The 12,099-nt window shown below is 44.9% G+C and carries 10 protein-coding genes; 7 read left to right on the plus strand and 3 right to left on the minus strand.

The window, feature by feature from the left end; all coding sequences use genetic code 11:
* Window positions 1-291 precede the first annotated feature (291 nt).
* From elbB to OC443_RS22455, 3 genes are all read left to right on the plus strand, one after another.
* Complete coding sequence (gene elbB, locus OC443_RS22445) at window positions 292-942, plus strand: isoprenoid biosynthesis glyoxalase ElbB (RefSeq protein ID WP_073586740.1); 651 nt, start codon at window positions 292-294, stop codon at window positions 940-942.
* A gap of 248 nt (window positions 943-1,190) precedes the next feature.
* The gene (locus OC443_RS22450) at window positions 1,191-2,246 is read left to right on the plus strand and encodes a DUF3103 family protein (RefSeq protein ID WP_073586741.1); all 1,056 of its coding nucleotides are present in this window, start codon (window positions 1,191-1,193) and stop codon (window positions 2,244-2,246) included.
* A gap of 445 nt (window positions 2,247-2,691) precedes the next feature.
* The gene (locus tag OC443_RS22455) at window positions 2,692-3,744 is read left to right on the plus strand and encodes a DUF3103 family protein (RefSeq protein ID WP_159440408.1); all 1,053 of its coding nucleotides are present in this window, start codon (window positions 2,692-2,694) and stop codon (window positions 3,742-3,744) included.
* A 155-nt stretch (window positions 3,745-3,899) separates the two neighbouring features.
* On the opposite strand, the gene OC443_RS22460 is transcribed toward OC443_RS22455, so the two are convergent.
* Together OC443_RS22460 and folE are read right to left on the minus strand one after the other, a co-directional pair.
* Window positions 3,900-5,474 (minus strand): cellulase family glycosylhydrolase, encoded by a 1,575-nt coding sequence (locus tag OC443_RS22460; RefSeq protein WP_073586743.1) that lies wholly within the window; start codon window positions 5,472-5,474, stop codon window positions 3,900-3,902.
* 529 nt (window positions 5,475-6,003) lie between these two features.
* Complete coding sequence (gene folE / locus OC443_RS22465) at window positions 6,004-6,660, minus strand: GTP cyclohydrolase I FolE (protein ID WP_073586744.1); 657 nt, start codon at window positions 6,658-6,660, stop codon at window positions 6,004-6,006.
* A 161-nt stretch (window positions 6,661-6,821) separates the two neighbouring features.
* Between folE and moeA the strand changes: the two genes are divergently transcribed.
* Genes moeA through OC443_RS22480 form a run of 3 tightly spaced genes read left to right on the plus strand, consistent with a single transcriptional unit; the run spans window position 6,822 to window position 9,743 of the window.
* Window positions 6,822-8,060 carry a molybdopterin molybdotransferase MoeA gene (gene moeA / locus OC443_RS22470; protein WP_073586745.1) on the plus strand — a complete coding sequence of 413 codons (1,239 nt, stop codon included), beginning with the start codon at window positions 6,822-6,824 and terminating at the stop codon, window positions 8,058-8,060.
* A gap of 29 nt (window positions 8,061-8,089) precedes the next feature.
* Complete coding sequence (moeB, locus tag OC443_RS22475) at window positions 8,090-8,875, plus strand: molybdopterin-synthase adenylyltransferase MoeB (protein WP_234976493.1); 786 nt, start codon at window positions 8,090-8,092, stop codon at window positions 8,873-8,875.
* 37 nt (window positions 8,876-8,912) lie between these two features.
* Window positions 8,913-9,743 carry a sulfurtransferase gene (locus tag OC443_RS22480; protein WP_073586746.1) on the plus strand — a complete coding sequence of 277 codons (831 nt, stop codon included), beginning with the start codon at window positions 8,913-8,915 and terminating at the stop codon, window positions 9,741-9,743.
* 43 nt (window positions 9,744-9,786) lie between these two features.
* On the opposite strand, the gene OC443_RS22485 is transcribed toward OC443_RS22480, so the two are convergent.
* On the minus strand, window positions 9,787-10,776 hold the full coding sequence (locus OC443_RS22485; RefSeq protein WP_073586747.1) for a sugar-binding transcriptional regulator: 990 nt from the start codon (window positions 10,774-10,776) through the stop codon (window positions 9,787-9,789).
* A 372-nt stretch (window positions 10,777-11,148) separates the two neighbouring features.
* On the opposite strand from OC443_RS22485, the gene tal reads away from it, so the two are divergent.
* A complete protein-coding gene (gene tal, locus OC443_RS22490) occupies window positions 11,149-12,099 on the plus strand; it encodes a transaldolase (RefSeq protein WP_073586748.1) in 951 nt (316 codons plus the stop codon).

A 12,099-nucleotide genomic window follows, 5' to 3' on the forward strand; every position in this document is an offset into this window, starting at 1 on the left:
TCTTGACGCAGAAATGTGCCTTTCAGCTCACGCCCTTCGGGTGAGTTTGTCTGGCTTTGATACAGCGTGACTGATTTTCAACGTAGAATGACTATGTTTTCAAATCAGTGCCTTGTCTCAAAGCCAGACAAATCTCACTGAACCCTGCATCTTCAGGTTGTTTGGGTATATACACTGAAGCCCGTTGTTCTCCGCTGAAATTTTACAATACAGAGCAATCTGAACCGGGCAACTTTTGTTATAAGAAAGCATCAAAGATCAACAGTTCTAAGAAATGAAAAAGGATTAAAAATGAAAAGAGTAGCCGTTATTCTAAGTGGTTGTGGTGTATTTGATGGTGCAGAAATCCACGAAAGTATTCTTTCTCTGCTCTCAATTGAACGTCATGGTGGCAGTTGGCACTGCTTTGCACCTGATATTGACCAGCTTCATGTCATCAATCACAAAACCGGTGAAGTCACCGGCGAAACAAGAAATGTACTGACTGAAGCCGCCCGGATCGCCAGAGGAGAGATCGAAGATCTGGCAACATTAAATCCGGAAAAATATGATGCCTTGCTGATACCCGGTGGATTTGGTGTCGCAAAAAATTTAACCGACTTTGCTGTCAATGGCGCCCAGTGCAGTATCAATACTTATGTTGCATCGGTTTGCCGGGCTTTCGCACACACCGGAAAACCAGCCGGATATCTGTGCATTGCCCCGACAATTATCCCTATGATTTATGAACAGGGCGTGAGGGGGACTATCGGCATCGATCCGGATACATCCTCGGCATTTAATCAAATGGGTGGAGAGCATGTTGAATGTTCTGTCGATGACATTGTCTATGACGAACGCTTTCACGTACTGTCTACACCGGCTTACATGCTGGCAGGTAATGTTTCCGAAGCTGCTGCCGGGATAGATAAGCTAATCAAGAAGTTAATTGAACTCTCCTAATCCTTTTCCTGTATAAGTTTCCTTCCGTTTTCCGCGAACCCCGACACAATCTGTGCCGGGGTTAAATTTTTCAGTTCCTGACAAAACGACCATTATGTAAATAATAATTTACATAATGGTCCTGAACGCTGAATACATCGCTGTCTTTACATTTCACTATAGTTCAATTAATTTCATATCACACCACATATAAAATCAGTTTCATATGTGGCTATACCCTCATTCAACAATTGATATTTGGAGATATTATGTTGAAAATAAACAGTATGCTATCCACAGCACTTTGTACAGCGGCTGCGCTCACATCTCTTCAGGCTTTCGCAATTGATAAGTCAGCGATTGCTGAACAGATCGCTTCTCAGCTACACGCATCGGCAAATTTAAATACTGAAGTTCAGAATATTGAAAGATCACACACCCCTATTCTTGTTAACACATTTTTAAATACTGAACACAAGCTGGCTAAAGAAGAAGTTGGTAACACGACAGAAATGTGGTTGTATCTGCCAAAAGATCGTGCCCTGAGCGATGACATGTCAGATTTAGTTGTGTCATATCCGCCGGCTGGCGATGAGAAAAGCTGGACCGAAGCAGAAGGCTACTCTCTGGATGGTGACAAAGTTCAGCTGGATGTGAACAATGCACCGGACGTGCCTGTCGTTGTGATTGATGATCATGGCTATTATGCAATGAAGAGTAAGGTCAGCAACCTGAATAAGATGTTGAAAAAAAATGGTCTGCAAAAAGACATGCCATTACCTTCAGTTACGACAGCAGCGACAGCAACGGCAACCGGATTTGAATCATCTAAGATCACGAAAATTAAATTCGCAGATACCAAAGAGAGCTGGTTAAAAGGCCCGGCTGAAATGTATGCGCTGGTTACAGGTGTGTTATCAAAAAACAAACCACAAATCGTTGCCGTAGAAATGCCTTATCTGGATTATAACGAAACAACCTATTATCCGGATCAGATCTTCATTAACTGGTCAATCTATGATCATGCGGCTGTTGATATGCTGTTCTATGAGCATGACAATGATACAAACTACAAACAAATCGTACAGGCCCTGGTTACAGCAGTAGGTGCGGCAGGTTCTCTTGCCGGCTGGCCGCCAGCAAGCGCAATTGCAGAAATCACCAACCGGGTTATCGCGGCAATGCCTGATTCATGGTACACCGATCAGGACGATTTTGCTGATTCCTGCTATACCATGCTGAAAGGTAAAACTTATAAAGATAAAATTTGCGCCGCTCAGAATGTGAAATTCGACATGGAACCATTCTTCGTCGATGCCAATTAACCTTCGAACCGGTTTCACAGTCTATCCAAATAGTTGAAAAATTTAAGCGCAGCACGCTCCGTTGCGCTTAATAACAGTACAAACAACCTGAGCACTCCCGCTATCCACTAAAATAGCTTATATACCCAAGCAACCTGCATCTTCAGGTTGTTTGGGTATATTCGCAAAATCAATGTTGCTCAGACTGATGCTTACACACTTGATGAGATATTAGTTCCATATATTTGAGCTGAATCACTGAATAGCTATCAGAATTAAATATTGTAAAAGTAAAATATACAGTATATAACGCCAATTCGACTCCCACTTAATATGCAACTAAATTGATAAATTTTGCATTTTCTCTGCTTCCCATCAAACACTTTACAGTAAAAAAATCATCATGATATGGTTTGGATAATATATGAACAGTGGGTCATATATTATTCAACTATTTGGAGAAATTATGAAACTAAAAAAAACTATATCAGTCGCATTGTGTACTGCGGCTTCTCTTGCATCCGTCAGTGCATTTGCAGTCGATAAAGATGTGATTGCAGAACAGTTGGCGTCCCAGTTAAATGCTTCAGCAAACTTAAATCAGCAAGTTCAACAGATCGAAAGATCACATACTCCGGTCCTGGTAAATACATTTTTGTCGTCTCAAAGCGTTCTTTCTACCCAGTCTATCGGAACGACAACTGAAATGTGGTTATACTTGCCTTCAGACCGTGCTTTAAGTGATGATATGTCTGATCTGATTGTGGCTTATCCGCCATCTGGCGATGAAGCATCATGGACTGAAATCGAAGGTTATAATCTCAGCGGCGAAAAAGTGTCACTGGATGTTGATCAGGAGCCAAGTGTCCCTGTGCTTGTTGTTGATGACAACGGCTACTACGCCATGAAAGACAGTGTTACAAAACTGAATACACTTTTACAGAAAAACGGCTTACAGAAAAAAGCTTCACTTGAATCTCTGTTAAGCACTCAGGCAAGTGCAGCAACCGGCTTTGATTCAACTAAATTAACCAAAGTCAGAGCAAAAGATGTGCATGAAAACTGGATCAAAGGCCCGGCGGAAGCTTACAGCCTGGTTACAGGTGTTCTGACTGGCAACGAACCTCAGGTCATTGCAGTTGAAATGCCTTATCTGGATTACAAAAAAACAGATTATTATCCGAATCAGATCGTGATCAACTGGTCAAAATATAACTACCGTGCCGTTGATATGCTGATGTATGAGCATGATTCAGGCACAAACTATAAAGATCTGGTCAAAGTACTGGTCACCGCTGTCGGTGCAGCAGGCACACTGGCAGGTTGGGCACCATCCGCAGCCGTTGCAGAAATCACGAACCGTGTTATTACTGCAATGCCTGATTCTATATATACTGATGATGATGATTTCATCGATGCGTGCTATACCCTTGAGCGTGGCAAAACATATACAGATTTCCACTGTTCATCAAATAATGCAACCATCAGTATGGAACCTTTCTTCGTTGAAGCGAACTAAATCGCTTTATAACGAACCGGCGGCTGACACAGCCGCCTTTTTTATTCTGTTTTTACTCCGCATTCATTCCGGACATACAAAGATATTAATTTTGCAAACACAAAAATCCGGCCGGTAAACCGGCCGGATAAGTATGAATCAAAAAAGAATAAGAATTACTCTTCTTCTGATGAACCAACAATCGCCTGAATCACTTCAGGTTGAAGTTGTGCACCACTGTTACGGTCAAAAATAGCAAAACCTTTATCGCCGGTCACACCGTTATCCCAGTATACAGGGACCATTTTATGCTCAAGCGCTGACTCAGTGATGTATTTATCCCAGTACACACGGTATTTTTCATGATCATCAACACTAAGACGTGAAATTGCACCGTATTCACCCATAATGACACCAACACCCTGAGCAACAAACTTGTCATTCATTTTCTGGAACTGAGTATCGACGTAAGATTCATTCGCCCATGTTTCAGTTTTGCTGCTGTCAGTCGCATCTTTACCCCATTGAGTAATATTGCTGTTTTCATTCAGCGTGAAGTTATATGGGTCATAATAATGAACTTCCATTAACAGATGGTCAGTGACAGTATCTGTTGGAATTGTTGCAAAGTTCACCGCATGATCAATGTTCGTGTTAAAGCCCTGAACGACCAGGAAGCGATCTGCGTTTTTACCGCCGGTTGCACGTACAGTATCAACGAAAGTCTGGTTAAAGCTGTTTTGAACTGTATAGTACTCTTCAGAAGGCGTGCTATAGTCACCGTCGACCATGACTTCGTTTGTACCCGCAAACAGTAAACGGTGATCATAATCTTTAAAGTGTGTCGCAATCTGCTTCCACATCACTGACAGACGATTATTCACATATTCCTGTTTCGCATAAGTTGGCTGCATCCAGCCGCCATCCCAGTGAATATTCAGTAAAACATATAAGTCATCTTTCAATGCATAGTTCACAACTTCTTCAACACGACTCATCCACTCATCTTTAATTGTGAAAGTCGATTCGTCAGAGAATTTACTCCATGCAACGGGTAAACGTACTGTTTTGAAGCCAGCCGCTTTCACTGCATCAAATAATTTTTGAGTCAGTTTAGGGTTACCCCACGCTGTTTCTCCACCAATCGCATCCAGGGTATTACCGGCATTCCAGCCCACACCCATCAGCTCAGTCAACGCCACTGCATCTGATGTCGTTTCATCACCGCCAGTGCTTCCGCCTGTGGTTGTCCCGTCATCTCCGCCAGTCGTCGTACCACTATCGTCACCGGTAGAAGTGCCGTTATCATCACCAGTCGACGTACCATCATCTCCGCCTGTAGTCGTACCATCATCCGTGTTTCCTGTCTCAACTGACAGACAACGGGTCACAGCACCGGCTGAGTTTTCACCATCGCCCTGGAAACCGAATTCAACAGACTTTCCTGGCTGAATCGTTTTATTCCAGCCCATATCACTGATTGTGTATGGATTTGTTCCCGATAACTGCGCACCCCAGATACTGGTAAGCGTTGTATCACCTGAGTAAGAGAGCTCCAAATCCCAGCCATCAATTGCAGTTTCTGTGTCATTGGTAATCGTAATTGCTCCGACAAAACCGGCACCCCAGTCGTTCTTCACTGTGTAATCACACTGAACAGCCTGTGCCTGAGACGATAATAATGCTGCCGCCAGCATAAGCCCACCGGACTTAAGCGGGAACAAACATTTTTTTATCTTATTCGCAAACATAATTTTTCCTTTAATTTTCATTTAGCCAACGAACTAAATATCCGTCTGGAAACCCAGCGGAAAATCGCATATAAACCTCTGAATTATTACGGATATTATCAGGCAATAAGAACATAACTCCCTGAACACGATGCCCTTTAGACATTTTCCGGCAAAAAACAGCCTCGTTAGCATATCAAGCAGCCTGTCGAAAAATTAAGCACATATAGTGTGTACCGGACAGCATGAGACAAACGTCATCCCGGCAAAAAGAAATGGCTCTTATTGTTAATTTTATTTCGCATTAAGCCGCCGGTAGATGCAAATTATGATTGTCAAAGTCAGACCGTGATGCAAAAAATTTCATAAAAATCGACTTTATTAAACATAACTCATATCAATTTAATGATCTAAAGTTATACTAAGCAGAGTATAAACATTTGGCATCTTTGCCGGGAAATATTAAACCAAAAAATAAAAGCCCCTGATTTAATTCAGAGGCCTGATAATTTGCAATAAGATTATTTTAATGCTTTTTGGACTATATTTTCTAACTCTTCAGTCCGTGCAGAAACTCAGCGCGGGTTGCAGGATTTGATTTAAAAAGCCCGCCTAATGCCGTTGTGGTTGTCTCACTGGTCGCATCCATGACACCACGGGATTTGACACAATAATGTGTTGCATCCATGGTTACCGCAACATCATCGGATTCAAGTAAGGTCTGTAAAGCAACCAGAATTTGTTGTGTCATCCGCTCCTGTACCTGAGGTCGCTGAGCAAAAAAACGAACAATCCGGTTAATTTTGGATAAGCCGATAATTTTCCCTCTCGGGATGTAAGCGACCGCAGCTTTGCCGTCAATCGTGACCAAATGATGCTCACAGGTACTGGTTACTGTAATATCCTTTACCCGGACCATTTCACTGACATTCATTTTATTTTCAATCACGGTGATTTTAGGGAAATTATGGTAATCCAGCCCCGAAAATACCTCATCAACATACATTTTCGCGATACGATGCGGTGTTTCTTCAAGACTGTCATCCGTCAGGTCCAGTCCCAGTAAGTGAAGAATTTCGCGCATATGGTATTCAATTTTTTCTTTTTTCTCACTCCTGCCCACAGTATTCGGACACATAGGAGTTTCAAGTCCACGACTTTCAAGTGCATTTTTAACGAGCAGCGCAGCCTCGCTCAGACCTGACATTACATTACCTCTCTGTTACCTCTATCCATCCCGGATGGCTGACAAGAATACTCGCAATTTGTCATAATTACATCCACATTTTGCAACCGGGCATTATCGTGCAACGCAATTCATGATAAAGTGCTGGCCGAAATATCAAAACCAAAACAGGATTTTCAGATATGGGGTGTTGTGATACCAAAGGTATGCTTCCTGTCGAAGATGCCATTCAACTCATGCTTAGCTCAGTTTCTCCCGTCAACCGAATTCAGACTTTGCCGCTTGAGGCTGCACTGGGATATGTGCTTGCTGAATCCGTTTCTTCTCCCTGCCATGTTCCGCCGTTTAACAACTCCGCAATGGATGGCTATGCCGTTCGCCGCAGTGACCTGGAAACCTCGGATATATTACCGCTTGCCGGTAAAGCTTATGCAGGAAGACCATTTGAAGGAAACTGGCCGTCAGGAACATGTATCAGAATCATGACCGGCGCACCGGTACCGGACGGATGTGATGCCGTGATTATGCAGGAGAAGACTGAAGTCTCCGGCGACAAAATTAAATTTCTGACCACCGTGGTGAAACCTCAGGCCAATATTCGTCCGCAGGGTGACGACATGAAAGCCGGACAGGAAATATTTCCGGCCGGGACAAAACTGACGGTTCGTCATTTACCGGTTCTCGCCTCTCTGGGTATCTGTGACGTCAAGGTATATGAAAAGCCTAAAGTAGCCTTTTTCTCGACGGGTGATGAACTGTGTCCGCCGGGAGAAACTTTAAAAGCGGGCCAGATTTATGACAGCAACCGTTATGCCATCCGCCCGATGCTGGAACGTTTTGGCTGTGAAGCGATTGATCTGGGTATTATTCCGGATGATCCTGAACAGTTAACCGCAACGTTTAAACAAGCGCAGTCAGAAGCCGATGTGGTCATCACTTCCGGAGGTGTGAGTGTCGGTGAAGCGGATTACACCAAACTGGTTCTCAAGTCTCTCGGAGCAATCAATTTCTGGAAAATTGCGATGAAACCCGGTAAACCCTTTGCGTTTGGTCAGTTAGACAACGCTCTGTTTTGCGGCTTACCCGGTAACCCCGTATCAGCAGTGAATACACTACATGTGCTTGTCCGGCCAATGCTGGCAAAACTCGCTGGGTGGAGCCAATGGCAGGCAGAAGCTCAATTACCGGCAATCACAAAATCCCGCCTGAAAAAATCCCCCGGAAGAACGGATTATCAACGGGGAGTTTATACCATCGAGGATGGCCGGATTTTTGTAGAAAATGCCGGCAACCAGAGTTCCGGTGCTTTCCGGGCAATGAGTACGGCAAACTGTTTTATCATTCTTGAACAAGACCGGGCAGGTATTGAGGCGGGTGAAACCGTTCAGATTCAGCCTTTTGATACCAGCTTGTTCTACTAAAAGCGACAAGCCGGAAGGAAATGCGAATCATGAAGAAACCAATGCATCCGGAACCAACGCTCCCAGAGCTTTCAGACGAAGAAATTCTCAGATACAACCGTCATATCAGCCTGAAAGATTTTGATTTTTCCGGGCAGGAATCACTGAAAAGCAGCCGTGTGCTCATCATTGGTGCCGGCGGGTTGGGATGTGCCTCCAGCCAGTATCTCGCATGTGCAGGCGTTGGTGTAATCACGTTAGTTGATGACGATCAGGTTGAGTTGTCAAACCTGCAACGTCAGGTGCTGCATACTGATCAGGATATCGGCCGGTTCAAAGTTGAATCAGCCGGAGAATCACTGCAACTGTTAAATCCGCATATTGATGTCCGGACCGTCAATCAGCGTTTACCTGATGAAAAACTGGCCGGACTCATTCAGGCCCATGACGTCGTGATTGATGCAAGTGATAATCTCGATACCCGGAATCAAATTAATCAGCAATGCTTTCTCCATAAGATTCCCCTGATTTCAGGCGCAGCAATCAGAATGGAAGGATTTCTCAGCGTTTTTACCTATCAGGAGAATGAGCCTTGCTATCAATGCTTCAGCCACCTGTTTGGCTCACATGCCCCAACCTGTGCTGAGAATGGCGTGCTTTCCCCTGTTGTAGGAATTATCGGCAGTATGCAGGCACTGGAAGCAATCAAAGTACTGGCAAATTACGGCCGGCCCCTCAATAACAAAGTCTTACTGTTTGATGCATTCAAAATGGCCTGGCGGGAAATGAAACTACCGCAAAACCCTTTATGTCCGGTATGTTCATCGATCGACTGAGCATACTGTTAATTACTCAACAGAGAGGAAATTGAATATGTCTCCGATTGTTTCCTGTTCATGGTTGTATCAGAACCGGTTTGATCCGCGCCTTGTGATCCTCGATACAAGCATTGAATTTCAAATTCCGACAGCTCCGGAACAAGATAAGACAAATATCATTGCCGGTGCCAGACGATTCGATTACGACAATGTATTTTGCGATCCGGATAATCCTCTGCCCCACATGATGCCGGATGAAGCCCGCTTTAACCAACAGGCCAGAGCTCTCGGGCTGAATCAGGATTCTCTGATCGTTGTCTACGATAACTGCGGTACATACGCATCACCACGGGCATGGTGGATGCTCAGAGCAATGGGGCATCAGGAAGTTTATATTCTGGATGGCGGGCTGACCGGGTGGAAAAATCAGGATATGCCGCTCACTCAAGCTTATCAGACACCTGAAGCACCCGGAGATTTTGCGGGCCGGTTACAGGAGAAATATTTCGTCAGTGCAGACTATGTGCTGCAACAAATCAGTGATCGGGCCAGCCAGACTCTGGATGCACGCAGCTTCGAACGTTTTTCCGGTCAGGTGCCTGAGCCACGCGAAGGGCTCCGGAGCGGACATATTCCAGGCGCAGCTAACTTCCCGTTCGTGCAGGTCATGGACCAGCATTGTTTCAAATCCGCAGAAGCACTGAAGCCCATTGTGTCATCCGCCCTGTCTGATCAAGTCAGTGAATATATCTTCAGCTGTGGTTCGGGTGTCACTGCCTGCATCATTTTACTCGCAGCGTATATTTGTGGTTACGAGAATCTGAGTGTATATGACGGCTCATGGACGGAATGGGGACAAAGTCAGCATCCGCTGGAAACCACATGAACACCAGTATGCGCTCAAAGGTCAGCAGATCCCGGTGAAATAATTACGGTGCACTGGCAACTGACATCTGTTCGTCCAGATTCAGTACTGTCAGTGCGTTAGACACACTGGTTGCAATCACGTCCACGGCACCGGTTCTTAATGCGCCCAATAACGCGAGTGGCTTACTGTTTTCAGCCGCAATGGCAATCACTTCAGCAATCGGCCTGAATTCTTCAACACTCAGGCCAATAATCCGATCACTCATTACCGTGTGTGCAATTTTGCCCTGAATATCAAAAAAATCATGGCCGGCAAAATCCCCGACCACGCCCTGCTGTAAGCGGGACTGAACAACTTCTTCAGGTGTAAACCAGCCCAAATCAACCATGTAGCTGTGTTCACTCATATCACCAACACCAACCAAAGCGACATCGGCTTTGCGGGCCAGATCCAAGGTCTGTTTCACGGTCTCATTTTCCATAAAAGCCAGTTTCTGCGCCCGGTTTTCAGCGTAAGCCGGCGCATAGAGTGTCTCGGAAGTTCCACCATATTTTTTCGCCATCTGGCGACAGATATGATCGGCATTGAACATCCCGCCCCGCGGGTGAATGCCGCCAATACTGCAAACAAACTTCACATCTCTTTCAGGAATAACGCCGACATGATGCGCAACCGCAGAAACGTTCCGCCCCTGCCCGACTGCCACCACCTGACCATTTTTCAAACTCCCCGACAAATAACGGGAAACCAGCCCGGCCACCTGATCCCGCTGTTTTTCTTCACTGGGCTGATCCAGTGCAATCAGTGCCCTGCGAATACCAAAGCGTTCAATCAGGCGTTGCTCAACTTTAGCACTGAATACCGGATGATACTTTACTGTGATTTCAACAATGCCTTCATCCCGGGCCTGTTTCAGCATACGCCCGACTTTTGCCCGGGAAACAGAGAACTTGCGTGAGATTTCTTCCTGAGTTGCACCATCCTGATAATAGGCCACCGATATCTCAGTCAGCAAATCCGAGTCTTCCACGGAAATTTGTTTTGTATTCATCGCGCACCTGTTCTGTTATTCGCCAATACTTCATAAATCAAATCATAAAACATTTACAATCATACCGAAACATTTGCTCACAGCAAGAACAAATGTTCAGCTTGGTTGTGTCTGATTTTTTCGCTCAGAAATGGATATTTTCTGTACACTCTGATTGCTTTTTCTATCCCGGACGAACCAAATCAAATGATTAACCACATCATCTAAAATATTTCGATCTTATCGATTGACATTACTGAAAGTTCAGATAAATATGGACTTATCATTTACTCACACAATGAACAATTGTTCAGAACAAATGGCAAACCGGATAAGAACACAATACACCGGCGTTTTGAACAGCCTGACAGATCCAAAAGAGGATGACAGAACATGAGCAACAAATTAAACCAACTTCGTCAATACACTACTGTGGTCGCTGATACCGGTGAAATCGACGCGATAAAAAAATATCAGCCTCAGGATGCAACCACAAACCCATCACTGATACTGAAAGCGGCTCAGTTACCAGAATATGCACCATTTATCGAACAGGCCATTGCTTACGCTCAGTCTCAAAGTGACAGCAAGTCACAACAGCTGGAAGATACCTGTGACATGCTGGCTGTGACAATTGGTAAAGAAATACTGAAAACCATTCCGGGCCGTATTTCTACTGAGGTCGATGCCCGTCTGTCATTCGATACTGAAAAAACAATTGAAAAAGCCCGTAAGCTGATTCGTCTTTATAATGAAGCCGGAATTTCCAACGATCGGATTCTGATTAAGATTGCCTCGACATGGGAGGGTATCCGGGCTGCTGAAGTTCTGGAAAAAGAAGGTATCAATTGTAACCTGACCCTGCTGTTCTCGTTCGCCCAGGCCCGGGCCTGTGCTGAAGCCGGTGCTTACCTGATTTCTCCGTTCGTCGGCCGGATTATGGACTGGTATAAAGCCAAAGAAGGCCGTGATTTTACTGCTGAAGAAGATCCGGGCGTGTTGTCAGTCACCCAAATCTACAACTACTACAAAACTTATGGTTATCACACCGTGGTCATGGGTGCCAGCTTCCGTAATACAGGAGAAATTCTGGAACTTGCCGGTTGTGACCGGTTAACCATCAGCCCGCAACTTTTGCAGGCACTGGAAGAAGCGGAAGGAATTGTGGAGAAAAAACTGGTTCCTGCAACTGAAACCAAACCCGCACCTGTCGCTATGACACATGCCGAATTCCTGTGGGAACACCATCAGGACGCGATGGCGGTTGAAAAGCTGGCGGAAGGAATTCGCAACTTCGCTATTGATCAGGGCAAACTGGAAACCATGATCAGCGAACAACTATAA

It is taken from the genome of Vibrio quintilis, assembly GCF_024529975.1.
GTDB classification, from domain to species: domain Bacteria; phylum Pseudomonadota; class Gammaproteobacteria; order Enterobacterales; family Vibrionaceae; genus Vibrio; species Vibrio quintilis.